This window comes from Nocardia jiangxiensis NBRC 101359, from assembly GCF_000308615.1.
Classification (GTDB): domain Bacteria; phylum Actinomycetota; class Actinomycetes; order Mycobacteriales; family Mycobacteriaceae; genus Nocardia; species Nocardia jiangxiensis.
This window is the reverse complement of the sequence record NZ_BAGB01000031.1, coordinates 160536-185222: the sequence shown is the minus strand read 5'-3', so window position 1 is coordinate 185222 and position 24687 is coordinate 160536. Positions and strand designations below refer to the sequence as shown.

The window sequence follows — 24687 nt, the reverse complement described above, 5'->3', positions numbered from 1 at the left end:
TCGGCAACCGGCCTATTTGCTGACGTCGGAGCCGAAGTACTTCACGGAGATCCGGGCCAGCGTGCCGTCCGCGCGCAACTGGTTCAGCGCATCGTCGATCCGTCCGATCAGCGCCCCGGAATCCTTGCGGGCGGCGAAGGCCTGCTTACTGGTGTCGCTGGTCTTCGCCGCGACCTGCACGGCGGTGTCGCCGGTCTTCTTCGTGTATTCCCCCACCGCGAGAGTGTCGTTGACCGTGGCGTCCACGCGGCCCTGTTTCAACAGCTGGATCGCCTGCACGAAACCCTCCACGGCCTCGACCTTGCAGCCCGCCGCGGCAGCCACCTGACTCCAGTTGCTCGTCGAGGACTGGGCGCAGGTCTTACCGCGCAGATCGGGCAGCGCGTGCACCGAGTGATCGTCGGCGCGGGTGACGATGACGCCCTCCGAGGTGGTGTACGGCTGGGACAGGGCGTACTTCTGCTGCCGATCCGGATTCACCGTCACCTGGTTGGCGACCAGGTCGAATCGCTTGGACGTCAGCCCGGCGAAGATCGAATCCCAAGGGGTCTGGGTGAATTCGACCTTCTTGCCCAGCTTGCCGGCCACGGCCTGCGCGACCTCGATGTCGTATCCGGTGAGCTTGCCGTCACTGCCCTGATAGCTGAACGGCGCGTAGGTGCCCTCGGTCCCGACCTTCAGTACATTCGGATCGCTGCTGCTGCTGCACCCGGCGGATGTCCCGACGATGGCAGCGAACGCGAGCACGGCGGCGAACAGCTTGCGACGCAATGGATTACCTCTCCGGCAGACAGGTCCGTCTCCTCGGGCCCGATGAGACAGAACCGGCACAGACTACGGTATGCGCGCATGTCGTCCGGAGGATTTCGCTCGCGATGAGCCGAATTCCCGGTATCGCCGCTCGCCGGCGTCGTCAGCTTTCCTGCAGCGGGCGGCCGTACGGGTCGGGGACGTTACCGATGAAGATCATGATCGCGTCGATGAGTGGCCAGATGCCGCCCAGACCGCAGGTGAAGATGGTGACCAGCAGCTGTGCGACGGCAATCCCGTTGTAGCCCAGGTAGAACCGGCCGGCTCCGAAGCCGCCGAGGAACAGTTGCAGCAGGCCCGCCACCAACTTCGACTTGTCCGAGTAGGGCATGCCGTACATGTCGCGGCCGAAGGGCGCCTGGGGATCCATCCCGGGCTGGCCGTACGGACCGGCCGGATAGCCGGTTTGCGGGTATCCGCCCGGCTGCTGCGCGTACACCTGCTGGTTGTACGGGTTGGACTGGCCGTAGGCGTCCTGCGGCTGTCCGTACGCGTCCTGCGGACCGTACTGCGGCTGGCCGTACGGCTGCTGCCCGCCCATACCCGGGCCCGTGCCCGGTGCGCCGTACTGCGGCCCGTAGCCGGGCTGCTGATAGGGGTCGGTCACTGCCGCACCCCGCTGTGCTCGATCATCCTGTCCTCCTCGTCCGCGGGGCGTACCACGCCGCCCCGCCTCACCCCGTCCCGCCGCATCGTGGCGGATCGGATATCGCTGCCGGTCCTACTCGGCGGATTTCGACGGTGTCCCCGTCGACTCCGCCGCGGCGGACACCGTCGACTCGTCATCGTCGGCGGCGTCGTTTTCGCTACCGGAGGTTTGCTCGTCCGTCCCGGATTCCTCCGACGAGTCCTCGGGCTCAGCGTGCTCCGGTTTCTCGCTCGACGCATCCGATTTCCCGGGGTTCTCCTCGGAACCCTGCGCCGACTCCGCGCCGCGCGCGCGCAAGGCGCCGAACTGCCAGGGCCACGGGCGTTTCCCGCCGGGCTGCAATGTCTCGGCGGCCTCGCGGCCCTTGGTGGCGAGCACGAAATAGGCGATGGCGCAGACGAATACGATCGTCGAGGTGAACGAGTTGATCCGGATGCCGAAGATGTGCGTGGCGTCGTCGTCGCGCAGCAACTCGACCCAGAACCTGCCGAAGGTGTAGACCGCGACGTACAGCGCGAACAGCCGCCCGTGGCCGATCCGCCAGCGCCGGTCCGCCCAGATCAGCAGTGCCACCCCGATCAGGTTCCACACCAGCTCGTACAGGAAGGTCGGTTGCACGATGCGCTGGACGACGCCGGTGGACACGCCGTTCATCATGTCCAGCTGGCCGTTGTGGTCGAACCGGAGGTAGATCTCCAGGCCCCACGGCTTGGTGGTGTCGTGGCCGTACAGTTCCTGGTTGAAGTAGTTGCCCAACCGGCCGATCGCCTGCGCCAGCAGAATGCCCGGCGCGATCGCATCGCCGAAGGCGGGCAACGGAATTCGGTACACCCGGCAGCCGATCCAGGCGCCGACGCCGCCCAGCAGCACCGCGCCCCAGATGCCCAGGCCGCCGTCCCAGACCTTCAGCGCGTCCCAGGGATCCTTGCCCGTGTCGAAATACCGGTACCAGTCGGTGCACACGTGGTAGAGCCGCCCGCCGACCAGACCGAACGGCACCGCGAACATCGCCACGTCCAGCACCGCGCCCGCGCGGCCGCCGCGCTGCTGCCAGCGCCGCTCACCCCACCAGATCGCGACGATTATGCCGATGATGATGCACACCGCGTACGCCCGCAGCGGTAGCGGGCCCAGATTCCAGACCCCGCGCGGCGGACTCGGAATATATGCCAGCACGGAGCCGTGCACGGCACTGTCGACAACACTCTCGGCCAGGACTCGGTAGGTCACGCGCCCACCGTAACGGAAACCACTCGCGCCGCATTCGGCGCGGTCGGCCGGACACCGGCGGACTAGGAGGCGACGGCCGCCGAACGCACGCCCTCGGCCAGTTCCGCGGTCAAAGCCCGGACCTCGGCCAGCCCCTGACCAGCGGCGGTGACCAGGGCCGAGCCGACGATCACACCGTCGGCGTAGGCGGCGATCTCCGCGGCCTGCGCACCGCTGCGCACACCCAGGCCGACGCCGATCGCGATATCGGAGTGCGCCCGGATCCGCGCGCACAATTCCGGCGCCATCGAGGACACCGCGGCACGCGCACCGGTCACGCCCATCGTCGAGGCGGCGTAGACGAATCCGCTGCTGGCCTCGATGGTCTTGACCAGACGTTCCTCGGTCGAGGACGGCGCGACCAGGAAGATCCGGTCCAGGCCGTGCGCCCGCGAGGCGGCGAACCAGTCCTCGGCCTCTTCCGGAATCAGATTCGGGGTGATGATGCCCAGGCCGCCCGCGGCGGCCAGATCACGCGAGAACCGGTCGACGCCGTATTGCAGCACCGGATTCCAGTACGTCATCACCACGGCCTTGCCACCGGCCCGGGTGATCGCCTCGACCACGGCGAACACGTCCCGCACCCGTACTCCGCCGCGCAACGCCTGGTCGGCGGCGGCCTGGATGGTGGGTCCGTCCATCACCGGATCGGAGTACGCGACACCGACTTCGATGACGTCGCAACCGGATTCGACCATTGCGGTGCAGGCGGCGATGGAACCTGCCAGATCCGGGTAACCGGCGGGCAGATAACCGATCAGCGCGGCCCGGTCCTCGTCGCGGCACGCCGCGAACATATCGGCCAACCGGCTCACTTCTGCTCCTCCTGCGGCTCGTCGAACAGGCCGAACCACTTCGCCGCGGCGCTCCTCGATGTCACTGCCATGTCCTTGTCGCCGCGACCAGCAATCGTCATCATCACGCGTCCTCGTCGAACAGGTTGAACCACTTGGCCGCGGTGTCCATATCCTTGTCGCCGCGACCGGACAGGTTCACCAGGATGACCGATCCCTCGCCCAGCTCACGCCCCAGGGTCAGCGCGCCCGCCACGGCGTGCGCGGACTCGACCGCCGGGATGATGCCCTCGCGGCGGGACAGCAGCAGCAGCGCGTCCATCGCCTCGGTATCGGTGATCGGCCGGTATTCCGCACGACCGATGTCCTTGAGGTAGGCGTGCTCCGGGCCGACGCCCGGATAGTCCAGACCAGCCGAGATCGAGTGCGACTCGATCGTCTGCCCGTCCTCGTCCTGCAGCAGATACGAGTACGCGCCCTGGAACGCGCCCGGCGTACCGCCGGTGAACGTGGCTGCGTGCCTTCCGGTTTCGACACCCTCACCAGCGGCCTCGTAGCCGATCAGGCGCACGCCCGCGTCGTCGATGAAGGGATGGAAGATGCCGATCGCATTGGATCCACCGCCCACGCACGCCGCGACCGCATCGGGCAGCCGCCCGGCCTGCGCCTGGATCTGCGCCCGCGCCTCGAGCCCGACCACCCGCTGGAAATCGCGCACCAGCAAGGGGAAGGGGTGCGGGCCCGCGGCGGTGCCGAAGGCGTAGTAGGTGTCGTCCGCATTGGTGACCCAGTCGCGCAACGCCTCGTTGATCGCGTCCTTGAGGGTCTGCGAACCGGTGGTCACCGAGACGACCTTCGTGCCCAGCAGTCGCATCCGGGCGACGTTGAGCGCTTGGCGGGCGGTGTCCACCGCACCCATGTAGACCACGCAGTCCAGGCCCAGCAGGGCGCACGCGGTCGCGGTCGCGACACCGTGCTGGCCCGCGCCGGTCTCGGCGATGACCCGGGTCTTGCCCATCCGCTGGGCGAGCAGGGCCTGGCCCAGCACGTTGTTGATCTTGTGCGAGCCGGTGTGGTTCAGATCCTCGCGCTTGAGGAAGATGCGCGCTCCGCCGGCGTGCTCGGCCAAGCGCCGGCATTCGAACAGCGGCGAGGGACGACCGGCGTAGTCGCGCTGCAACCGGTCCAGCTCCCCGAGGAAGTCCGGGTCGACGCGGCACTTGTCGTACTGGGCGGTGACCTCCTCGATCACCGCCATCAACGCCTCGGGCACGTGCCGCCCGCCGTAGACGCCGAAATGGCCGCCCGCATCGGGTTCGTGGCTGCGCTGCGTCACACCCTCGCTGGCCTGTGGCAGCACCGGCTCGTGGGTCCGGGTCATCGGGCCGCACCCCGGCGCAGCGGGCGCGGGCAGGACGGGTGGGTTCCGGCGGTCGCCAGCTCGGACACCGCCGCGCGCGGATCACCGCTGGTCACCAGGCTCTCGCCGACCAACACGGCATCCGCGCCCGCACCGGCGTAGGCCAGCAGATCCGCGGTACCGCTGATGCCGGACTCCGCGACGCGGATGACCTCGGTGGGCAGGCCGGGCGCGATCCGCGCGAACACGTCGCGATCCACCTCGAGCGTCTTGAGATTGCGCGCGTTCACACCGATGACCGAGGCTCCCGCCTCCAGGGCCCGATCGGCCTCTACCTCGGTGTGCACCTCGACCAGCGCGGTCATGCCCAGCGATTCGGTGCGATCGATGAGCGAGGACAGCACGTCCTGCTCCAGGGCCGCGACGATCAGCAGGATCACGTCCGCACCGTGCGCGCGCGCCTCGTGGATCTGGTAGGGACCGACGACGAAATCCTTGCGCAGGATGGGCAGATCGACGACCGCGCGCACCGCGTCGAGGTCGTCCAGCGAGCCGTTGAACCGGCGCCGCTCGGTGAGCACGCTGATGATCCGCGCGCCGCCGTCCTCGTACGACTTCGCCAGACTGGCGGGGTCCGGGATGTCGGCCAGATCACCCTTGGAGGGGCTGGACCGCTTCACCTCGGCGATCACTCCGACACCGTCCTGGTGCAGCGCGGCGAGCGCGTTGCGTGGGGACGGGGCCGCCGCGGCGGCCTTCTTGACGGCCTGGAAATCCAGGTGGGCTTCCCGTGCGGCCACATCCGCGCGGACCCCGTCGAGAATCGAGTCGAGTACCGTCATCTGGCTCGAATCCTTTCTGGGGAGACGGAGTTGATGCCTGAGAATCCCCCCAGGCCGTTGTCTCTCACCGAACTTGATAAAGAGTAAATGGCTATGTTCGCGACGCCGACGGCGGGGTGTTCCGCGTCGCACCTGGGCGGATATGACTCACCGGTCACGTTCGGCCCCGTCGTCGGTGGGGTCGGCCCCGGCGTCCAGCGCATCCCACAGGACACGCTCGGACAGCGGCTCCTTCGAGGCGGAACCCGCTTGCGGCGCACCGGATTCCGCAGTCCCAGCCGGAGCTTGCCCAGAGTTCGCTGACGACGTTGCCGCGACGTTGCCGCGCTGCCGCGCGACCTGCTCGGCAGCGGCCGCCCGCCGGAACACCGGATTATCGTATTTGCCCGACAGTCTGGCCGTGGCCTCGGGCATCCGCGCGAGCAGGACACCCGCGGCGAAGGCCAGCAGCGCGCCGATCAGACTCAGCACTGCCGGAAACGCCGCGGTGGTGACGTGATCCACGTGCGCGCGGGCAGGTAGCTGAGCCAGCGTTGCGGCGCGTTCGGCCGTCTTGCCGTGATGGGTCAGCAACGCGAATCCGGGGACCGCGGCCACCGCCGCGAGCAGGGCGACCACCACTCCGACCAGCCGCCGCAGCCACCCTCGCGTCGCGAAGACGGCCGCCACACCGGCCAGCAGCACCAGCGCCACCGGGGTCAGCGCGCCGAACCACACACCGCCGTCGAGCCGATGCGTCGCCGGTTCGGTGAGCCCGTCGGAGGACGAGATCGTCACCCACGTCATTCGCGACGCGCCCCACAGCGCGGCGGCGGCCAGCACCAGCAGCACCACCGGCCCGATCGGATTCTTCCGCCGGGCAGGCGCTTCGGGCTGCCCGGGGACGTCGTCGGGCGGAACCGCGCGCTCGGCGCCGACGCGCGCGACCTGGTCGTCGGCCGGTGCGGCGTGGTCCTGGGGGGTCGAATCCGGCTGGGCCGGTTGGGATTCCGGGGAACTCATCTCAGCCCGCCGAATCCTGGTCCGGGGTGAAGGCGCGAACCGTGCGGGCGGCCGCGACGGCGTTGAGCACCGCCATCGCCTTGTTGCGCGACTCGGTGTCCTCGTATTCGGGTTCGGAGTCGGCGACGATGCCACCACCGGCCTGCACATAGGCGATGCCATCCTTGAGCACCGCGGTGCGGATGGCGATGGCGGTGTCGGCGTCACCGGCGAAGTCGAGATATCCCACCACTCCGGCGTACACCCCGCGACGCGTCGGCTCCAACTCCTCGATCAACTCCATCGCCCGCACCTTGGGCGCACCCGACAACGTGCCCGCCGGGAAGCACGCCTGCACCGCGTCCAGGGCGATCCGGCCCTCGGCCAGTTGCGCGGAGACGGTCGAGACCAGATGCATGACGTGGCTGTACCGCTCGACGTGGCGATAGTCGGTCACGCGCACCGTGCCGGGGCGGCAGACCCGGCCCAGATCGTTGCGGCCCAGGTCGACGAGCATGAGATGCTCGGCATTCTCCTTCTCGTCGACCAGCAGATCCTTCTCGAGCAGCACATCCTCCTCGGGGGTGGCACCGCGCCACCGGGTGCCCGCGATCGGATGGGTGGTCGCGATGCCGTCCTTGACGGTCACCAGCGATTCCGGACTCGAACCCACGATGGAGAACGCGGTGTCGCCGGACGCGTCCGGAACGTGCATCAGATACATGTACGGACTCGGATTCGACGCCCGCAGCATCCGGTACAGATCCAGCGGGCTGCCGTCGTAGTCCATCTCGAATCGCTGCGAGAGAACCACCTGGAACGCCTCGCCGGCCTCGATCTCCTTGACCAGCCGCCGCACGCCCGCATGGTGTTCCTCGCTGCTGCGCTGCCGCCGGTACTCCGGTTCGGGCCGGTCGAACACCGAAACCGTGGACTCGGCCGGGGCGGCCAGGGCGACGGTCATCCGGTCCAGCCGGGCGACCGCGTCGTCGTACGCCTCGTCGACGCGCTCGTCGGTGCCGTTCCAGTTGACGGCGTTGGCGATGAGCGTGATCGCGCCCTCGTGGTGGTCGAAGGCGGCCAGATCCGTGGCCAGCAGCATCACCATCTCCGGGACGTGCAGATCGTCCTGGGCCAGCGAGGGCAGCCGTTCGATCCGGCGCACGATGTCGTAGCCGAGGTAGCCGACCAGTCCGCCGGTCAGCGGCGGCAGATCCGGGAACCGCTCGGTGCGCAGCAGTTCGAGCGTGTCCCGCAGCGCGTGCAGCGGATCACCCCCGGACGGGGCGTCGGCGGGGGTCGCGCCGTACCACGCCGCCTCGCCGTCCACGACCGTCAGCGCGGCCCGGCTGCCCGCGCCGATGAACGACCATCGCGACCACGATCGCCCGTTCTCCGCCGACTCGAGCAGGAACGTGCCCGCCCGGTCGCCGGCCAGCTTGCGATAGGCCGAGAGTGGAGTTTCCGAGTCCGCCAGCACCTTTCGAGTCACCGGTACCACACGGTGCTCGGCCGCGAGCGCACGGAAGTGTTCGCGGGTGGTGGTGGTCGAGGTCCCCGGACGATCGGTTGCGCCGTGCATACCGCCCATCATTTCAGGAACGGGCAACCGAGATTCCCGCGGCCCACACCAGCATGCCCGGTTCGCACCATGCGCGGGCGTTCCGGGCGTTACCCTTACCATCGCCGTTCGCGGCCGGACGAGGTCATCGGCGGCGGATGCGCCGAGCCCCACCCCACCAAGCCCGCTGGGCGAGTTCTTCCGGGCGGGCCATCGGACGCAGTCGACTCCTGGGGCAGCACCGCGTACCAGGAAATGCTCCACCAGAGCCGGGCCCATCGGCGATCGATGCCGAGGGGTCTCCGGCTCCGTTTCACCAGCAGCTAGACCAGCTATCAGTTCAAGCCCTCCGCGGGCGCGAGTTCGATCAGCGCGGCGCGGCGGGACACCCGAGCAAGAGCGGAGTTCATACACCGATGTACCCCTCGCAACCGATCGCACCGGAGGTACCCCGATACCCGGCGCAGCCGCTGGGCGGTACGCCCGGCCAGGCACCCCGGATGATGCCGCGCGGCCCGCAGACCACCGGGACCCGGTCCGACGCCCTGGCCTCCTTCGTCACCTATGTGAAGGCTCTGGAGAGCCTGGACCGCCGCAAATTCCCGGACGAGTACGCCGAGCACGCCGATCGCATCAAGGAACTCAGGCCGTTCCTGAAGGCGCACGGCATCCTGGACGTCATGCAGATCAAGAATCCGGAAGTGGCAACGCTGCTCGGGGTCTGACCGGCTTTTCGGTACCGGGCGTGTGCCGCGCCCGGTACTTCGGCAAATTCCGCCTACGCTGGTCATATGACCTCGCAAAGTGCGGAGCAATCATCCAGCACCAATACGTGGCGAAATCGGATCATCGGTATTGTCGCCGTGATCGTGGCGCTGGTCGTCGCCTATTTCATTCTGGCCTCCTTCATCCCGCGCTGGTGGGCGCAGCGCATCGCGACCATGTCCGGGCACGGCAGTTTCGCCAAGGGCATCTGGTCCGGCCTGGGATTGGGCTTCTTCTGCACGGTGATCCCGCTGTTCCTGCTGATGGGCGTCGTCACGGTCTGGCGGCGCAGGGGCGGGCGATTCCTGGCCGGATGCGCGGCCGTGCTGGCACTGGTCCTGGCCCTGCCGAATCTGATGACGCTGACCATCGTCTGGGGCGGTAGCAGCGCAGCGCATGCCGGGGAGCGCGTGCTGGACGTGCAGGCGCCGGGCTTTCGCGGCGCATCCTTGATCGGGGCCATCGTCGCCGCCGTGCTGTTTCTGCTCGCACTGTTCCTGCGGATGCGCGGGCGGTGGCGCACGCGCCACGCCGGGCGGCACCGTAAGGATTCCAGCGCGCCGCCACCTCCTGCCCAGCCCGCTGACATGGAACGCAACGGGTGAGAGATGTCACGTCATTCACAACACCCGTGACCATCGAGCGAAATCATGGCAAACTACGTGTCTGCAGGTGACCGTGGATTGACCATTCAAGACCAACCAGTATCGCAAACCAGATCACGTCACTTGGCTGTAAGAAAGGCTCGAAGTGACGAAGTGGCTGAACCCCACCGAACAGCGAGCGTGGCGAATCCTGGTCGCGCTCACGACCCGGCTGCCCGCCGCCATGGACACGCAGATGCAGCGTGAATCCGGCGTCACCCACTTCGAGTACTTCGTCCTCGAGCTACTGGCCGCCGAACCCGAACGCCGACTTCAGCTCAGCGAACTGGCCTCCAGAGCAAACGCTTCGCTATCTCGCCTGTCCCATGTGGTGACCAAATTGGAGCGGCTCGGCTGGGCCAAGCGCGAGATGTCCACCGGCCGCCGCGGCGCGGACGCGGTACTGACCGAAACCGGCTATCTGAAGGTGCAGCAGGCCACCCCCGGCTACCTCGAGGCCGTGCGCGGACTGGTCCTGGACGGCCTCGACGAGCAGCAGACCGAACAACTCGCCGAACTCGGCGAGGCGATGGTCGCGCAACTCGAAGAGGGGCTCACCCGGGGGCTGGGGCGCACCGACGGCCGATCCACCGTCACCGAGGACGCCGAACCCGGATCAGCTCAGCCCTGATCGGTCAGCAGGACGTCCGAATCCCAGCAGGTGTGCGTGCCGGTGTGGCAGGCCGCGCCCTCCTGATCGACGATCAGCAGCAGAGTGTCACCGTCGCAGTCCAGACGCACCTCGTGCACGTACTGGGTGTGCCCGGAGGTCTCGCCCTTGACCCAGTACTGCTGCCGGGAGCGCGAATAGTAGGTGGCCTTGCGCGTCGCCAGAGTGCGGGCCAGGGCCTCGTCGTCCATCCACGCCATCATCAGCACGTCACCGCTGCCCCGCTCCTGCGCGACGGCGGCGACCAATCCGGCCTCGTTGCGTTTGAGGCGGGCGGCGATGGCGGGATCCAGACTCACGCGGTCCACGCTAGCGGACCGTGATTCCCTCGCCGCGCATGGCGTCCTTGACCTGCGTGATGGTCAGGTCACCGAAGTGGAACACGCTCGCGGCCAACACCGCGTCGGCGCCCGCTCGCACCGCCGGGGCGAAATCCTCGACCTTGCCCGCACCGCCGCTGGCGATGACCGGCACCGAGACCGCCGCGCGCACCGCGCGCAGCATCCGCAGATCGAAACCCGCCTTGGTGCCGTCGGCGTCCATCGAATTCAGCAGGATCTCCCCGACGCCCAGTTCGGCGCCGCGCACGGCCCATTCGACCGCGTCGATTCCGGTTCCCCGCTTACCGCCGTGCGTGGTGACCTCCCAGCCCGAGGGCGTGGGTTCGGTACCTTCGGGCACCGTCCGGGCGTCCACCGACAGCACGATGCACTGCGAGCCGAACCGCTCGGACATCTCCCGCAGGATCTCCGGATTCGCGATGGCGGCGGTGTTCACCGACACCTTGTCCGCACCGGCGCGCAGCAGCCGATCCACATCGGCCACGGTGCGCACACCGCCGCCGACGGTCAGCGGGATGAAGATCTGCTCGGCGGTGCGGGTCACCACATCGATCATGGTGCCGCGGTCGCCGGTGGAGGCGGTGACGTCCAGGAAGGTCAGTTCGTCCGCGCCCTGGGCGTCGTAGGCGGCGGCCAGTTCCACCGGATCGCCCGCGTCACGCAGGTTCTCGAAGTTCACGCCCTTCACGACGCGTCCGGCGTCGACGTCCAGGCACGGGATCACGCGCACGGCCAGTGTCATCGGTTCGTCTCCCCTGCGGCCTCGTCGACCGCGGTATTGATCATCTCCAGCAATTCCTCGTGGACGCCGGGCGCGGCCGCGAGCACCGATCCCGAGGTGATGGTCCACGGTTCGCCGCGCAGATCGGTCACCACTCCTCCCGCGGCACGCACCAGCGCGACCCCGGCGGCGTTGTCCCACGGATGATGTCCGAACACGACCGCGCCGCCCAGTACCCCGGATGCGGTGAAGGCCAGGTCGATTCCGGTGGAACCGTGCATGCGCACCCGGCCGGACAACCGGCTCAGCGCACCCAGCAGGTCGAAGCGGAACCGGCCCGGAATGCGCCCGCGCGAATCCACATTGAACGCGCCGAAACCGATCATGGCGTCGGCGAGAGTCCCGGACGCCAAGGGCGGCAGCGGTTTCCCGTCCAGCAGGAGCGGACCATCGACCGCGGCGGCATAGCGACGCCCCAGCAGCGGCAGCCAGGTCAGGCCCAGCACCGGCGTACCGTCGTGCACCAACGACAACAGGATGCCCGAGAGCGGGTGTCCCGCAGAGTAGTTGAACGTGCCGTCGATCGGGTCGAGCACCCACGCGGTGCCCGATTCGAGGGAGGGGCCGCCGAATTCCTCGCCGTGCACGCCGATTCCGGTGCGTTCGAGCAATACGTCGGACAGGGTTCGCTCGAGTTCCAGATCCAGCGCGGTGGCGAAATCGCCACGCCCCTTCTCGACCGCGCTGGGCGCGCCGAGCCCCTGGACGAAACGTGGTGCGGCCGAATCCAATATCTCGCTCGCGACGGCGAGCAGCGCCTGACTGTCCGGTTGAGCGGTCATCACCTCAGCGCACCGCGTCCAACGCCTCGGGCAGGGTGAATCGCCCGGCGTACAAGGCTTTTCCGACGATCGCCCCTTCGACGCCCTCCGGTACCAGCCCGGCGATGGCGCGCAGATCGTCCAGTGTGGACACGCCGCCGGAGGCGACCACCGGCGCCTCGGTGGCCTGGCAGACCTCGCGCAGCAGATCCAGATTCGGCCCGGTCAGGGTGCCGTCCTTGGTGACGTCCGTGACGACGTAGCGCGAACAGCCGTCGCGCTCGAGCCGTTCGAGCACCTCCCACAGATCGCCGCCGTCGCTGACCCAGCCGCGACCGCGCAGCCGGTATTCGCCCTCGGTCAGCCGCACGTCCAGGCCGACGGCGATCCGGTCGCCGTATTCGCCGATCGCGCGGGCCGCCCACGCCGGATCCTCCAGCGCGGCGGTGCCCAGATTCACCCGGGCGCATCCGGTCGCCAGGACCGCCTTCAACGACTCGTCGTCGCGGATGCCGCCGGACAGTTCGACCTTCACATCGAGTTCGCCGACCACCCCGGCGATCAGGTCCCGGTTGGAGCCGCGCCCGAAGGCGGCGTCCAGGTCGACCAGATGGACCCATTCGGCGCCGGCGGTCTGCCAGGCCAGCGCGGCCTCGCGCGGCGATCCGTAACTCGTCTCACTGCCCGCCTCCCCCTGGACCAGGCGAACGGCCTCACCATTGGCAACATCGACGGCGGGAAGCAGCACAAGATTCACGGCAGTAGCCTACTGGGCAACCGTGCTGCTCCGGGCTCCGGGCCGGACCCGCCGCAGGCCCGGGGCTGTCGACCGGACTTCGAACGCGGCCGGGCACGGCCCGTGCGACGGCGCAGCACCCGCCTCGTCGCGGCGGCGCACCGCGAGTTCGACGACATGCCCGCGAGGCGAACTGGACCGCTGATCAGGTTTGCCGAGCCGCTCGTTGGGCAATATGAAATGGGCGCGTGTCATTGCACGGGGCGAGGACACGGGTTCGCAAGCATTGTCGAGCAACAAGGGGTGCGGTATGTCCCGGAGAACGCTGCGACACAGGGGCCTGCCACGACCGGCCACGGGAATCGGCATGGTCGCACTGGCCGCATCGGGTATCAGCGTGATCCCCGTGAGCGGTCTGCTGGCCGGCCCCGCCGCCGCCGATCCGACCGATCCGGCGCAGATGGCCGCGTGCGAATTCGGCCGCCAGCTCACGACCTACACGTTCACCGACTACGACGCCTACAACCAGCGCGTCCTGGACAACTCCACCGGCACGTTCCACGCGGATTTCCAGAACTCCAGCACGGACCGGCGCAATCGGGTGGTCGGGTCACACACCTCCTCCGATGTGGTGTCGGTGGAGTGCAGCACCCAGACCGCCGACCCCGGCCACGCGCAGATGGTGGTGTCGGTGGACCAGACCACGCGCAGCGACGCGACCTTCGGTCTGCCCCGCCCCGGACGCACGGTGATGCACGTGAGCCTGGACAACGTCGGCGGCCGCTGGCTGGCCGAACGCGTCGACCCGGTGCCGCCGGACTGAGCCGGATCCGCTAACTGGATCCGGCCGCCGCCGAACCGGACGCAGACCCGCTCAGCAGCGGAATCCCCGCCGAGCCGGTGTTGATGTACCCCAGCCACATCGGCAGGTCGAATGCCGCGGCCAGAGCGTTCACGATGTCACCGCGCCCGCGCCGGAATTGCTCTCGAGCTCACGCACAGCAGTCCCTTTCGCCGCATGGTCCCGACCGGGTTCGACCCTAACCGCAATTCCTCGGCGAACCTACGACCCGGACCGTGGACTACAGCGAGTTCACCCAGTTGCGCAGCAGTAGCGCACCGGCGTCGCCGGATTTCTCCGGATGGAACTGGGTCGCGCTGAGCGGGCCGTTCTCGACCGCGGCCAGGAACGGTCCGCCGTGTTCGGCCCAGGTGAGCTTCGCGGCGGGAATCGCGGTGTCCGCGTCGTTCCAGGCCCACTTCTGCGCGGCGTAGGAGTGCACGAAGTAGAACCGGGTCTGCTCGTCCATTCCCGCGAACAGCACGCTGTCCGCGGGGGTGCGCACGGTGTTCCAGCCCATGTGCGGCAGGACCGGCGCGGGCAGCTGCTCGACCGTGCCGGGCCACTCCGCGCAGCCCTCGGTCTCCACGCCGAATTCCACGCCGCGCTCGAACAGGATCTGCATGCCGACGCAGATACCCAGTACCGGCCGACCGCCCGCGAGACGTTTGCCGATGATGCGTTCACCGCGCACCGCACGCAGTCCGGCCATACAGGCGGCGAAAGCTCCCACGCCGGGAACAACCAAACCGTCGGCGGCCAAGGCGATTTCGGGATCGGCCGTGACGGTGACCTCGGCGCCGGCGCGGATCAGCGCGCGGTTGGCCGAATGCAGGTTGCCCGAGCCGTAGTCCAACAGCGCGACACTGGGCGCGGCGCCTGCCGAGCGCCCCGGATATACCGTCACAGCGTCCCCTTCGTCGAGGGCACACCGCTGACCCGCGCGTCGAATTCGACCGCGGCACGCAATGCCCGTGCCACAGCCTTGAATTCGGCCTCGGTGACGTGATGCTGGTCGCGGCCGTACAGCACCCGCACGTGCAGTGCGATGCGTGCGTTGAGTGCGATGGATTCGAACACGTGCCGATTCAGCACGGTGGAGTACGGCGCGCCGGGACGCAGCGCCGAACCCGCCGGACCGGAGCTCGCCGAACCGGGAATGATCGTGTGCAGCAGGTGATCCGGCTCGCCGGTGTGCACGCAGTAGGGCCGCCCGGACACGTCCACGACCGCATGCGCCAGCGTCTCGTCCATCGGGATGAACGCGTCGCCGAAGCGCCGGATGCCCTTCTTGTCGCCCAGCGCCTGCCCGAGCGCCTGCCCGAGCACGATCGCGGTGTCCTCGACGGTGTGGTGCGCCTCGATCTCGATATCGCCCTGCGAACGCACGGTCAGATCGAAACTGGCGTGCGCGCCCAGTGCGGTCAGCATGTGGTCGTAGAAGGGGACGCCCGTGGAGATCTCGGTGCGGCCGGTTCCGTCGAGATCCAACTCGACGACGATGCTGGACTCCTTGGTGGTGCGCTCCACCCGCGCGGTTCGGTGCATACTCGCTCTCGCCTGGGGATTGGTCTCGGCCGACGTGTCGGCGGCCGTATCGGTGTTCGCGGTCACGGGACCACCCGCTCGCTGGCCGCCAGAAGCTCACTGACGCGCAGGAATTCGTCGTTCTCGGCGGTGAGGCCGATGGTGACGCGCAGATGCCCGGGAATGCCGACGTCGCGAATCAGCACGCCCTCGTCCAGGTACCGCTGCCAGGCGCGCGGCGCATCGGCGAAGGGGCCGAACAGCAGGAAGTTGGCATCGCTCGGCGCGACGCGGAATCCCATCTCCCCCAGCGCTTTCGCAACCCGATCGCGCTGCACCGCCAATTCCGCGACGCTGGCCAGGGTTTCGTCGGCGTGCCGCAGGGCCGCCCGCGCGGCCGCCTGAGTGACCACCGACAGGTGATACGGCAGGCGTACCAGCAACATCGCGTCGATCACCGCGGGTGCGGCGGCCATATAGCCGAGGCGGCCACCGGCGAAGGCGAACGCCTTGGACATCGTCCGGCTGACCACCAGCTTGGCCGGGAACCGATCGATCAGCTCGATCGCGCTGGGGGCGCCGGAGAACTCGGCGTACGCCTCGTCGACGATGACCATGCCCGGCGCCGTCTCGAGGATGCGGACCAGATCCGCCTGGGCGATGCTGTGCCCGGTCGGATTGTTCGGACTCGTCACGAACACCACATCGGGACGACGTTCGGCGATGTGCGCGAGCGCGTAGTCGATGTCCAGGGTGAAATCGGCGTCACGCTTGGCCGCCACCCATTCGGTGTCGATCCCCTCGGAGATGATCGGGTGCATCGAATACGACGGCACGAAACCCATTGCGCTGCGGCCGGCTCCGCCGAATGCCTGCAACAGCTGCTGCAGCACCTCGTTGGAGCCGTTGGCGGCCCACACGTTCGACACGTCCAGGGCGACGCCGGTCTGCCGGGTCAGGTAGGCGGCCAGATCGGTGCGCAGCGCGATCGCGTCGCGGTCCGGATAGCGATGCAGATCCGCCGCCGCGGCCCGGATCGATTCGGCGACGTCCTCGACCAGCGCCCGGCTGGGCGGATGCGGATTCTCGTTGGTGTTCAGTTGGACCGGCACGGTCAACTGCGGTGCGCCGTACGGGGATTTACCACGCAGGTTCTCCCGCAGCGGCAGATCGTCCAGGGATATCGCCGACCCCGGGATGTTCGCCACACTCGTCACGACAGGGCCTCGAATCGAGCCTGCACGGCCTGGCCGTGCGCGGGCAGATCCTCGGCCTTCGACAGCGCGACCACATGGCCCGCAACATCTTTCAGCGCGGCCTCGGAATACTCCACGACGTGGATGCCGCGCAGGAAGGTCTGCACACTCAATCCCGAGGAGTGCCGGGCGCATCCGGCCGTCGGCAGGACGTGATTGGATCCGGCGCAGTAGTCGCCCAGGCTCACCGGTGACCACGCGCCGACGAAAATCGCTCCGGCACTGCGTACTCGGGCCGCCACCGCGGATGCGTCGGCGGTCTGGACCTCGAGGTGTTCGGCGGCGTAGGCGTCCACCACGCGCAGCCCCTGAGCGACGTCGTCGACCAGGACGATGCCGGACTGCTTGCCCGACAACGCCTCCGCCACCCGGTGGTGGTGTTTGACGACGTCGAGCTGCGCGTTCACCGCCGCCTCGACGGCATCGGCCAGTGCGGCGCTGTCGGTGACCAGCACGCTCGCGGCCAGGACGTCGTGTTCGGCCTGGCTGATCAGATCGGCGGCCACGTGCACCGGATCGGCGGTGGCGTCGGCCAGAATGGCGATCTCGGTGGGGCCGGCCTCGGCGTCGATGCCGACCAGGCCGCGGCACAGGCGTTTTGCCGCGGTGACGTAGATGTTGCCAGGGCCGGTGATCATGTCGACGGGCTCGAGCGCGGATCCGGTGGTGTCGGTGCCGCCGTAGGACAGCAGTGCGACCGCCTGAGCGCCGCCCACGGCCCAGACCTCCTGCACGCCCAGCAGTTTCGCCGCGGCCAGGATGGTCGGATGCGGCAGCCCGCCGAACTGCGCCTGGGGCGGCGAGGCCACCACGAGCGAGCCGACCCCGGCCGCCTGGGCGGGCACCACGTTCATCACGACGCTGGAGGGGTAGACCGCGTTGCCGCCGGGCACGTACAGCCCGACGCGCTCGACCGGAACCCAGCGCTCGGTGACGGTGCCGCCCGGCACCACCTCGGTCGTGGTGTCGGTGCGGCGTTGATCGGCGTGCACCTTGCGGGTCCGCTCGATGGCGACCTCCAGCGCGGCGCGCACGGCCGGGTCCAGTTCGGTCAGCGCCCGGTCCAGCTCGTCGGCGGGCACCCGGATCGAAGCGGGCACAACCCCGTCGAACTTCTCGCTGAACTCCTGGGCCGCCTCGACACCCCGACCGCGGATCGCCTCCACGACCGGCCGGACATGATGCAGCACCGAGTCGACGTCGACTCCCCCGCGCGGCAGCGCGGTGCGCAGATCGCCGGCGGTGGGAGTACGACCGCGCAGATCGACGCGGGCGAGCTCGATGCGGGATGTCATAGCGGTGTGGAATCCTTGTCTGTGCTGGTCATCACACCCGAGGCAGGATGGCCCCGGACCACATACCAGACTATCGGGTCCGCGCCGCGAGCCATCCGCCGCCCGACCGGCTGCTTGCGTGCTGGGCATAGTCGAGCGTCCTTCGTGGTTCGATCCGGACGTACACCGAACACCGACGAAGGAACGAGGCACGATGGTCGAAATCCCCGCGAAGGCCCGCGACCTGCTGGAGCGGCCCATTTTCGCGAGCCTGGGCACCACCCGGCCCGATGGAGCGCCGCAGGTCAACCCGATGTGGTTCGTCTGGGACGGTGAGTTGATCTGGTTCACCCACACCAATGCCCGGCAGAAGTTCCGGAATCTCGCCGCCGAGCCGCGGGTTTCGGTCTCGATCTTCGATCCGGACAAGCCGTACCGGTACATCGAGGTTCGCGGGGTGGTCGACCACATCGACCTCGACCCGGAGGGCTCGCTCTACACCAGCCTGTCCCAGCGCTACGGCGGCGGGCCGATCGTGCCGCCCGATGCGAAGGACCGCGTGAAGTTGGCGATCCGCCCGACGCACGTGTCGGGATACGCCGTCACCCGGGACTGAGCATTCGCCGGGTGCCGAGCCCCGCACCGTGCGGCGGCCCGGCACCCGGCCGTCATCGCGATGATGAATTACGTTCGGCTGCAGCTGTTCTCGATGAGCCCCGCGCACATGCGCGGCTGCGGGCGGTTCACCCGTGACGCAGGCGCAGGATCGGCACTCCGTCACCGGTCAGGTCGTCCAGAGCAGCGGTTCGCCCGACCATCGCCAACGCCAAAGCCTCACCCGGACCACTGACCTCCGGACCCACGCCACGCGACCACTCCACATCGGTCGCGACGAATCGCAGGCCGCTGGTGTATCGACCCGGCCGGGCGAACGGATCCGGATGGGCCAGCACCGCACGCAGGCGCTCGGGCGGCACGGTGCGTTGATATCCGAGGGGGCGGCGAATGTCCTGCTGGTGGACGAACATATCGGCCAGGCCGACCTTCGGGACCAACCGCGTGATGTGTTCGCGGTTGTGCTCGAGCTTGTCCAGCAGTTCCTCGATGGACAGGACCTTCGTCCGGTCGACCAGTGTGTTGTTCACCCGGTCCGGAGAGAAGCGGCAGCGCACGCCCGCCATCGCGTACTCCGGCAACGGAATCGCGTCGTACAACAGATGCCCCACCACATCGCGCACCCGCCACCCCGCGCACAGCGACGGCGACTCCCACTCCTCGTCGCTCAGCGAACGCAGCAGCGCGACCAGTTCGGCGCGCTCCTCTCTGAGCATCTGCCGTATATCCACAGTGGAAGGCTAACCGGGACAACGAATACGGCAAACCCTAGGGTGCGCGATTGCGCCATCGGGCGCATTCGCGACAGGCCCGACACCGCTCAGGACTTCGTATCGCTGTCGATGAGCAGTTTGCCGCTGCTGCCGACGACCACGCGCAGCGATACCGACCGGGAATGTCCGGCATTGGTGACGTTGCCGACGGACATGTCGACCGATCCGTCCGCGTTGGCACCGTCGCCGGCCCCGGAGACCGAGCTCCACTTGGTCACCGGATTCTGCGTCCAGTAGTTCTCGAAGGCCGATTCACTGCCGTAGACCTGCTGAGCGGCCGGAGTCAACATGTTCCACGCGCTGCTGGGGCTGCCGTCGCTGCCGACCAGGGCGTTGTAGAAGTTCTGGATCAAGGTCGCCGCGGACCCCACGCTGGCCTTACCCGCGCTCTTGGTCTGGCCGAGCGACGCGCTGGAAGGCGCGGTGGTCTGCGCCGCCGCACTGGTCGGAGTCGAATTCGCCTCCGTGGACGAGGATTTCGGCGGCGAACCGCCGAACAGCAGGTACAGCGCGACACCGACGATCACCAGGCCCGCCACGAAACCGCCGACGAACAGCAGGGTCCGGCGGTTGCCCGGCTCCTCCGGCTCGGGGGTCGGCACGGGATGCGAACGGGTCGGGTGGCCGTTGGATCGGGCCGGGCGCACGGGCGGCAGACTCGGCTCCGACGGGGGCTCCTGCGCCATCATCTCCGCGGTGGAGATCTCGGCCTGCTCGGCACGGCGATCCAGGGTGCGGGTCGCCTGACGGCGCGACGCGGGTCGGTGCGTGGCCAGCATGCGGGTCGGCACGGCGTCATCGGCCATATCGGCGAATTCGGCCAGCTGATCGCGGACCTCGACCATGCTCGGCCGGTCCTCGGGCTCGAAGCTGAGCAGATCCAGCAGCAGGTCGGTGAGCTGCCCGGCGTTGCGGGGCTGGCTGAGCTGGCCGTTGGCCGCCGCGTACAGCAGGGCCAGCGGGTTGGGGTTGCTGCCGTAGGGCGGCTCACCCTCGAGGGCGTGGAAAAGCGTTGCGCCCAAGGCGAAGACGTCGGCGGCGGGCGTCGGGTCGGTACCGCGGGCCACCTCGGGGGCGAGGTAGGCGGCGGTGCCGGAGATCAGCCCGGTCGCGGTCAGCGCGACATCACCCTTGGCCTTGGAGATGCCGAAGTCGGTGATCTTGACGGTGCCGTTCTCCCCGAGCAGCACATTGCCCGGCTTGACGTCGCGGTGCACGATCCCGGCGCGATGTGCGGCCACCAGGGCCGAGGCCACCTGCTCGCCGATCCGCGCCACCTGATCCAGCGGAAGGATGCCCTGCGAGGACAGCACCATCGCCAGACTCTGCGACTGCAGGTACTCCATCACCAGGCAGGGATCGCCCTCGTGGTCGGTGATGTCGAAGACCACGATCGCGTTGGGGTGCTGGAACCGGGCCGCGTTACGCGCCTCGCGCGAGGCGCGCGCCCGCACGATCTCCTTCTCACCCGGAGGCAGACTGGGCTGGGTGAGGATCTGCTTGATCGCCACCGACCGTTCGAGCCGCTCGTCGACGGCGCGCCACACGACGCCTGTGCCGCCGCTACCAATCCGCTCGACCAGGCGGTAATGCCCTGCGATCACTTGGCCGGTTTCGATGGCACTACTCCGAATTCTCCGCGATCCATGACTTACCTCGCGCAGTCACCTACGCGTGTTCCCGCACGAGTGTAGCGGGCCGTGCGGACGACGCCGACGCCGGAGCGTGATCCGCGAGAAATATGTGGAACCGCTGTGCAATGCGCAGGAGATCATCGCGCAACCGGAACGAGATCATCGGCGTCCCTGTCGTGGATTTCACAGATCCGCGCCGCTAGTATTCGCCCATGCGTTCGATCGATGCCGCACAGCGGCGGGCACGCCTGGCCGTGCGGCACCGGCTCACCGCGGCGGCCCGGGTGGACGACGCCGCAGCGATCACCCGTTCACTGGTGGTGCTGCACGCCACCGATCCCGCGACGGTCTTCCTATCGATCGCGGCGCGCAGTCTCGAGCTGGAACCCGCGCAGATCGAGAAGGCCCTCTACACCGACCGGACCCTGCTGCGGATGCTGGCGATGCGCCGCACCATGTTCGTCGCGCCGATCGACCTGGTGCCCGCGCTGCAGGCTTCGTGCGCCGACGCACAGGCGGTCAAACAGCGCCGCACCTATGGGCGTCATCTCGAACAGGTCGTCGACGGAGATATCGACGCCTGGCTCGCGGAGGTAGAGGAGCAAACCCATCGCGAACTCCTGGCCCGTGGCAGCGCGACCGGCGCACAACTCGGCGCGGCGGTGCCGCGACTGCGCACGCAGGTCGACACCGCGCCCGGCAAGCCGTATTCCAAGCCCACCGCCATCACCACCTGGGTTCTGCTCATCCTGGGATGTGAGGGCCGGATCGTGCGCGGCCGCCCCAACGGCAGTTGGGGCAGCACCCAGTACGTCTGGGAACCGATCGAATCCTGGCTGCCCGCGGGAGTTCCCGCCCAGTCCGCGGATTCCGCACGCGCCGAACTCGTGCGCCGCTGGCTGCACGCATTCGGCCCCGCGCCGGTCGCGGATCTGAAGTGGTGGACCGGCTGGACGCTCGGCGAGGTTCGAAAAACCTTGGCGCAGCTGGATATCGTCGAGGTCGACCTCGACGGCGGCACCGGCGTGCTGCTCGCCGAGGATCTCGACCCGGTCCCCGAACCCGAACCGGGCCCGGCGCTGCTGCCCGCGCTCGACCCGACGCCGATGGGCTGGCAGGAACGCGAATGGTTCCTCGGCCCGCACCGCACGGCACTGTTCGACGGCAACGGCAACGTCGGCCCGACCGCCTGGTGGGGCGGGCGCGTCGTCGGCGGCTGGGCCCAGCGCTCCAGCGGCGAGATCGTCTGGCGCGCACTGGAGGACATCGGCCGCGAGGCCACAGAGAGGGTTGCCGCGGAGGCTGCCCGGATCGAGGCGTGGTACGGCGATGTCCGCGCGATCCCCCGGTTCCGGACGCCTCTCGAACGCGAACTCACCGAGTAGTCCGGGAAATTCAGCTCACGATGTGGTCGGCGAACCAGCGCATCGCCGTTCGCGCCGCTGCCGCGTCGACGCGGTCCGGGAACAGGAACATGTCGAGGTTCAGCCCATCGACCAGGGTGAGTACGCGCACGACGTGAGCCGCCACGTCCTCCGCCGCGATATGCCCCTGACCGGCGAGCACATCCAGCCAGCCGTGCAACGCCGCGCGTGAGGCCTCGCGCCCGACCGCGAGGATCTGTGCGACGCCCGCATCGCCGCCGAGGGCCGCCCTGACCAGCTCGGCCCAGCCGGTCAGCGCCGGAATCTGCTCGGCGGGCCGGGGGAGGAACTGGACGAGGCAGTCGTACAGGCGGTCGGCCGGATCGCGAGTGTCGTCGGCGATGTCGAGATCGGACAGGACGCTGGTGACCACCCGGCTCGCGACGGCCCGATACAGGTCGGCCTGGGAGGGGAAGTAGTGCCGCAACGTGCTCGCGCCGACACCCGCCGCGGACGCGACCGATCGGACGCTCAACGCACCGACGCCATGCTCGGAGGTCAGCCGCAGGGCTGCGGCGAGGATTTCCTCCCGCCTGCTCGTATTCACGAAAGCGAGACTAGCACAGTGTGCTAGCACGGTGTACGGTACATCGTGCTAGCACACTGTGCTAATGCCGTAACGCCGATCAGGGAGCATCGAATGAACGAGACCGCCCGCACCGCTCCGGCCGAGATGCCGACCGAGACGTCGCACGTCGGACCGCGTCCCGGCCGACCCGAGATCGTGGCCGGACTCGCCGCCTACGGGCTCCTCTACGCGGGGGTGATCTGCTATCTGACGCACGCGAACCTGCCGGGCGCCGCATCGGGCGTCGTGGAATTCTCGCTCTCCGCGGCGATGGGCCTGGGCGCGTTCGCGGTCGCCGCCCTACTGCGAATCCGCAGGCTCGCACCGTTCGGCGTGCGGCGCGCGAGCGGACGATCGCTCCTGGCCGCCATCGGATTCGGCGTCCTGGCCTACCTGTTGTCGGCGATCGTCTCGCTGCTCTACCAGACCCTCACCGGCGACCACCGGAACATCCAGACCGGTTACCACTCCGCCGCGGCGGGCGGCATGCTCTGGTACCTCGCGACGGCCGTCACCGGATTCGTCGCCACCCCGATCGGTGAGGAATTCCTGTTCCGCGGCGTCCTGGCCAATGCCCTGAGCCGTTACGGAGCCCCGATCAGCGTCCTGGTCAGCGCCACGATCTTCGCCCTCGTGCACGGCATCAACCCCGTGCTGCCCGTGGCGTTCGTGGTCGGCGTGATCAACGCCCTGCTGCTGCGCCGCACGGGTTCGGTGTGGCCGGGCGTCGTCGTGCACGGCGTCAACAACGGCTTGGCCATATCGCTCCCGGTGCTCGCCGCGTTGGCAACCAACTGACCGTCACCGCCGCCCGGCCTGGTCCGGGGTCGTGGCGACGCCGACTGCGGGCAGCCGGGTCGACCCGCAACCGAGCCGACCGCGACCGATTTCCCTTGTCCCCGAACGGGATCCGTCTACATGTCCAGGCCCAGGTCCAGGACCCGGACCGAGTGGGTGAGTGCGCCGACGGCGAGATAGTCCACGCCGGTACCGGCGTATTCGGCGGCCAGGTCGAGCGAGAGTCCGCCGGAGGACTCGAGTTTCGTGCGCGGGGCGCGGGAGTTGCGGCGCTGCACCGCAGCCTGGGTGGCCCACAGCGGGAAGTTGTCCAGCAGAACCAGTTCCACGTCGTGTTCCAGGACGGCGTCGAGTTGTTCGAGGGTGTCCACCTCGACCTCGCAGGTGATGTCGGGAGCCAACGCGCGCACCGCCTGCAGGGCCGCGACCACCGATCCCGCGGCGACCACGTGGTTGTCCTTGATCAGCGCGGCATCACCCAGACCCATCCGATGATTCACCCCGCCTCCGGCCCGCACCGCGTACTTCTGCAGAGAACGCAGGCCCGGCAGGGTCTTCCGGCTGTCGCGGATGCGGCATTCGGTGCCCGAGACCGCGTCCACCCAGGCGGCCGTCGCGGTCGCGATGCCGGACAGGTGGGTCACCAGATTGAGCATGGTGCGCTCGGCGGTGAGCAGCCCGCGGGTCGGGGCGAGCACGCTCAGCACGGCGTCACCGGGGGCGACCCGGGTGCCGTCGGGCACCCGGTCGGCGACCTCGTAATTCCCCGCGCCGATCACCTCGTCCAGCACCAACAGTCCGACATCGATCCCGGCGACGGTGCCCGGCTGACGCGAGACCATCGCCGCCTTCACCACGGCCTGCTCGGGAACCGTCGCAGCCGTGGTGATATCGGGTCCGTACCGCAGATCCTCGTCCAGCGCGGTACGGATCAGGGTGCGGATCTCCTCGCGGTCGAGGCCGGGATCCAGGCTCATCGGTGTACTCCTGCGTCAGTGTCCATATGGTCGGCC

The 24687-nt window shown here is 68.8% G+C and carries 28 protein-coding genes; 7 read left to right on the top strand and 21 right to left on the bottom strand.

Annotation, left to right across the window (positions count from 1 at the left end):
* Positions 1-12: 12 nt before the first annotated feature.
* The 8 genes from ON40_RS11125 to ON40_RS11090 all read right to left on the bottom strand — a co-directional run bounded on the left by ON40_RS11125 (position 13) and on the right by ON40_RS11090 (position 8299).
* Positions 13-747, bottom strand: a complete 735-nt coding sequence (locus tag ON40_RS11125; protein ID WP_373281892.1) for a transporter substrate-binding domain-containing protein — start codon at positions 745-747, stop codon at positions 13-15.
* Positions 748-913: 166 nt separating this feature from the next.
* Positions 914-1417: a TM2 domain-containing protein gene (locus ON40_RS11120; protein ID WP_040821286.1), complete on the bottom strand. Its 504-nt coding sequence runs from the start codon at positions 1415-1417 to the stop codon at positions 914-916.
* Positions 1418-1531: 114 nt separating this feature from the next.
* Positions 1532-2689, bottom strand: a complete 1158-nt coding sequence (gene lgt, locus ON40_RS11115) for a prolipoprotein diacylglyceryl transferase (RefSeq protein WP_083895566.1) — start codon at positions 2687-2689, stop codon at positions 1532-1534.
* 62 nt (positions 2690-2751) lie between these two features.
* A complete protein-coding gene (gene trpA / locus ON40_RS11110; RefSeq protein ID WP_040821525.1) occupies positions 2752-3525 on the bottom strand; it encodes a tryptophan synthase subunit alpha in 774 nt (257 codons plus the stop codon).
* Between the two features lie 121 nt (positions 3526-3646).
* Positions 3647-4903: a tryptophan synthase subunit beta gene (gene trpB, locus ON40_RS11105; RefSeq protein ID WP_040821284.1), complete on the bottom strand. Its 1257-nt coding sequence runs from the start codon at positions 4901-4903 to the stop codon at positions 3647-3649.
* On the bottom strand, positions 4900-5724 hold the full coding sequence (gene trpC / locus ON40_RS11100) for an indole-3-glycerol phosphate synthase TrpC (protein ID WP_040821282.1): 825 nt from the start codon (positions 5722-5724) through the stop codon (positions 4900-4902). Before trpC ends, trpB begins: the two co-directional genes overlap by 4 nt.
* Before the next feature lie 147 nt (positions 5725-5871).
* A complete protein-coding gene (locus ON40_RS11095; protein WP_083895565.1) occupies positions 5872-6726 on the bottom strand; it encodes a Trp biosynthesis-associated membrane protein in 855 nt (284 codons plus the stop codon).
* A gap of 1 nt (position 6727) precedes the next feature.
* Positions 6728-8299, bottom strand: coding sequence for an anthranilate synthase component I (locus ON40_RS11090; protein ID WP_372460216.1), 1572 nt, complete (start codon positions 8297-8299; stop codon positions 6728-6730).
* A 383-nt stretch (positions 8300-8682) separates the two neighbouring features.
* Between ON40_RS11090 and ON40_RS11085 the strand changes: the two genes are divergently transcribed.
* The 3 genes from ON40_RS11085 (at position 8683) to ON40_RS11075 (ending at position 10306) form a co-directional block, all read left to right on the top strand.
* On the top strand, positions 8683-8991 hold the full coding sequence (locus ON40_RS11085) for a hypothetical protein (protein ID WP_040821279.1): 309 nt from the start codon (positions 8683-8685) through the stop codon (positions 8989-8991).
* Between the two features lie 66 nt (positions 8992-9057).
* On the top strand, positions 9058-9636 hold the full coding sequence (locus tag ON40_RS11080; RefSeq protein WP_040821277.1) for a hypothetical protein: 579 nt from the start codon (positions 9058-9060) through the stop codon (positions 9634-9636).
* 145 nt (positions 9637-9781) lie between these two features.
* Positions 9782-10306, top strand: coding sequence for a MarR family winged helix-turn-helix transcriptional regulator (locus ON40_RS11075; RefSeq protein ID WP_051192964.1), 525 nt, complete (start codon positions 9782-9784; stop codon positions 10304-10306).
* Here the strand turns inward: ON40_RS11075 and hisI are convergent.
* Genes hisI through priA form a run of 4 tightly spaced genes read right to left on the bottom strand, consistent with a single transcriptional unit; the run spans position 10297 to position 12985 of the window.
* Entirely contained in the window at positions 10297-10644 is a 348-nt protein-coding gene (gene hisI, locus ON40_RS11070; protein ID WP_040821516.1) for a phosphoribosyl-AMP cyclohydrolase, read from the bottom strand. The two genes, ON40_RS11075 and hisI, sit on opposite strands and share 10 nt — an antisense overlap.
* 10 nt (positions 10645-10654) lie before the next feature.
* Positions 10655-11428, bottom strand: coding sequence for an imidazole glycerol phosphate synthase subunit HisF (hisF, locus tag ON40_RS11065; RefSeq protein ID WP_040821274.1), 774 nt, complete (start codon positions 11426-11428; stop codon positions 10655-10657).
* Positions 11425-12249: an inositol monophosphatase family protein gene (locus tag ON40_RS11060; RefSeq protein ID WP_040821514.1), complete on the bottom strand. Its 825-nt coding sequence runs from the start codon at positions 12247-12249 to the stop codon at positions 11425-11427. The genes hisF and ON40_RS11060 overlap by 4 nt, the downstream gene beginning before the upstream one ends.
* Before the next feature lie 4 nt (positions 12250-12253).
* Complete coding sequence (gene priA / locus ON40_RS11055; protein WP_040821272.1) at positions 12254-12985, bottom strand: bifunctional 1-(5-phosphoribosyl)-5-((5-phosphoribosylamino)methylideneamino)imidazole-4-carboxamide isomerase/phosphoribosylanthranilate isomerase PriA; 732 nt, start codon at positions 12983-12985, stop codon at positions 12254-12256.
* A 289-nt stretch (positions 12986-13274) separates the two neighbouring features.
* Between priA and ON40_RS11050 the strand changes: the two genes are divergently transcribed.
* Positions 13275-13787: a hypothetical protein gene (locus ON40_RS11050; RefSeq protein WP_157186266.1), complete on the top strand. Its 513-nt coding sequence runs from the start codon at positions 13275-13277 to the stop codon at positions 13785-13787.
* Positions 13788-13797: 10 nt separating this feature from the next.
* Here the strand turns inward: ON40_RS11050 and ON40_RS55450 are convergent, their stop codons facing one another.
* The 5 genes from ON40_RS55450 to hisD form a co-directional block, all read right to left on the bottom strand.
* Positions 13798-13920, bottom strand: a complete 123-nt coding sequence (locus ON40_RS55450; protein ID WP_281033021.1) for a hypothetical protein — start codon at positions 13918-13920, stop codon at positions 13798-13800.
* A 126-nt stretch (positions 13921-14046) separates the two neighbouring features.
* A complete protein-coding gene (gene hisH, locus ON40_RS11045) occupies positions 14047-14712 on the bottom strand; it encodes an imidazole glycerol phosphate synthase subunit HisH (protein WP_051192963.1) in 666 nt (221 codons plus the stop codon).
* A complete protein-coding gene (gene hisB / locus ON40_RS11040; RefSeq protein WP_040821509.1) occupies positions 14709-15353 on the bottom strand; it encodes an imidazoleglycerol-phosphate dehydratase HisB in 645 nt (214 codons plus the stop codon). Before hisB ends, hisH begins: the two co-directional genes overlap by 4 nt.
* A 62-nt stretch (positions 15354-15415) precedes the next feature.
* Entirely contained in the window at positions 15416-16540 is a 1125-nt protein-coding gene (locus ON40_RS11035; RefSeq protein ID WP_085997696.1) for a histidinol-phosphate transaminase, read from the bottom strand.
* Positions 16541-16545: 5 nt separating this feature from the next.
* Complete coding sequence (gene hisD, locus ON40_RS11030) at positions 16546-17883, bottom strand: histidinol dehydrogenase (RefSeq protein ID WP_040821264.1); 1338 nt, start codon at positions 17881-17883, stop codon at positions 16546-16548.
* 193 nt (positions 17884-18076) lie between these two features.
* On the opposite strand from hisD, the gene ON40_RS11025 reads away from it, so the two are divergent.
* A complete protein-coding gene (locus tag ON40_RS11025) occupies positions 18077-18478 on the top strand; it encodes a PPOX class F420-dependent oxidoreductase (protein WP_040821261.1) in 402 nt (133 codons plus the stop codon).
* A 127-nt stretch (positions 18479-18605) separates the two neighbouring features.
* Here ON40_RS11025 and ON40_RS11020 read toward each other — a convergent pair whose 3' ends face one another.
* Positions 18606-19193: a maleylpyruvate isomerase family mycothiol-dependent enzyme gene (locus ON40_RS11020; RefSeq protein ID WP_040821506.1), complete on the bottom strand. Its 588-nt coding sequence runs from the start codon at positions 19191-19193 to the stop codon at positions 18606-18608.
* Between the two features lie 104 nt (positions 19194-19297).
* Complete coding sequence (locus ON40_RS11015) at positions 19298-20854, bottom strand: serine/threonine-protein kinase (protein WP_040821258.1); 1557 nt, start codon at positions 20852-20854, stop codon at positions 19298-19300.
* Between the two features lie 242 nt (positions 20855-21096).
* On the opposite strand from ON40_RS11015, the gene ON40_RS11010 reads away from it, so the two are divergent.
* Complete coding sequence (locus tag ON40_RS11010; RefSeq protein ID WP_040821255.1) at positions 21097-22269, top strand: winged helix DNA-binding domain-containing protein; 1173 nt, start codon at positions 21097-21099, stop codon at positions 22267-22269.
* 10 nt (positions 22270-22279) lie between these two features.
* On the opposite strand, the gene ON40_RS51780 is transcribed toward ON40_RS11010, so the two are convergent.
* A complete protein-coding gene (locus tag ON40_RS51780) occupies positions 22280-22855 on the bottom strand; it encodes a TetR/AcrR family transcriptional regulator (protein WP_040821253.1) in 576 nt (191 codons plus the stop codon).
* Positions 22856-22948: 93 nt separating this feature from the next.
* On the opposite strand from ON40_RS51780, the gene ON40_RS11000 reads away from it, so the two are divergent.
* Positions 22949-23674 (top strand): CPBP family intramembrane glutamic endopeptidase, encoded by a 726-nt coding sequence (locus ON40_RS11000; RefSeq protein WP_051192962.1) that lies wholly within the window; start codon positions 22949-22951, stop codon positions 23672-23674.
* Between the two features lie 116 nt (positions 23675-23790).
* Here ON40_RS11000 and nadC read toward each other — a convergent pair whose 3' ends face one another.
* Positions 23791-24651: a carboxylating nicotinate-nucleotide diphosphorylase gene (gene nadC / locus ON40_RS10995; RefSeq protein WP_040821251.1), complete on the bottom strand. Its 861-nt coding sequence runs from the start codon at positions 24649-24651 to the stop codon at positions 23791-23793.
* Positions 24652-24687 lie beyond the last annotated feature (36 nt).

Coding starts and splice junctions, on each gene's coding strand:
- trpA (WP_040821525.1), bottom strand. CDS start 3,525: ATGTTCGCGGCGTGCCGCGACGAGGACCGGGCCGCGCTGATCGGTTAT.
- trpB (WP_040821284.1), bottom strand. CDS start 4,903: ATGACCCGGACCCACGAGCCGGTGCTGCCACAGGCCAGCGAGGGTGTG.
- trpC (WP_040821282.1), bottom strand. CDS start 5,724: ATGACGGTACTCGACTCGATTCTCGACGGGGTCCGCGCGGATGTGGCC.
- ON40_RS11095 (WP_083895565.1), bottom strand. CDS start 6,726: ATGAGTTCCCCGGAATCCCAACCGGCCCAGCCGGATTCGACCCCCCAG.
- ON40_RS11090 (WP_372460216.1), bottom strand. CDS start 8,299: ATGATGGGCGGTATGCACGGCGCAACCGATCGTCCGGGGACCTCGACC.
- ON40_RS11085 (WP_040821279.1), top strand. CDS start 8,683: ATGTACCCCTCGCAACCGATCGCACCGGAGGTACCCCGATACCCGGCG.
- ON40_RS11080 (WP_040821277.1), top strand. CDS start 9,058: ATGACCTCGCAAAGTGCGGAGCAATCATCCAGCACCAATACGTGGCGA.
- hisF (WP_040821274.1), bottom strand. CDS start 11,428: ATGACACTGGCCGTGCGCGTGATCCCGTGCCTGGACGTCGACGCCGGA.
- ON40_RS11060 (WP_040821514.1), bottom strand. CDS start 12,249: ATGACCGCTCAACCGGACAGTCAGGCGCTGCTCGCCGTCGCGAGCGAG.
- ON40_RS11050 (WP_157186266.1), top strand. CDS start 13,275: ATGTCCCGGAGAACGCTGCGACACAGGGGCCTGCCACGACCGGCCACG.
- hisB (WP_040821509.1), bottom strand. CDS start 15,353: ATGCACCGAACCGCGCGGGTGGAGCGCACCACCAAGGAGTCCAGCATC.
- hisD (WP_040821264.1), bottom strand. CDS start 17,883: ATGACATCCCGCATCGAGCTCGCCCGCGTCGATCTGCGCGGTCGTACT.
- ON40_RS11025 (WP_040821261.1), top strand. CDS start 18,077: ATGGTCGAAATCCCCGCGAAGGCCCGCGACCTGCTGGAGCGGCCCATT.
- ON40_RS11020 (WP_040821506.1), bottom strand. CDS start 19,193: ATGCTCAGAGAGGAGCGCGCCGAACTGGTCGCGCTGCTGCGTTCGCTG.
- ON40_RS11010 (WP_040821255.1), top strand. CDS start 21,097: ATGCGTTCGATCGATGCCGCACAGCGGCGGGCACGCCTGGCCGTGCGG.
- ON40_RS11000 (WP_051192962.1), top strand. CDS start 22,949: ATGAACGAGACCGCCCGCACCGCTCCGGCCGAGATGCCGACCGAGACG.
- nadC (WP_040821251.1), bottom strand. CDS start 24,651: ATGAGCCTGGATCCCGGCCTCGACCGCGAGGAGATCCGCACCCTGATC.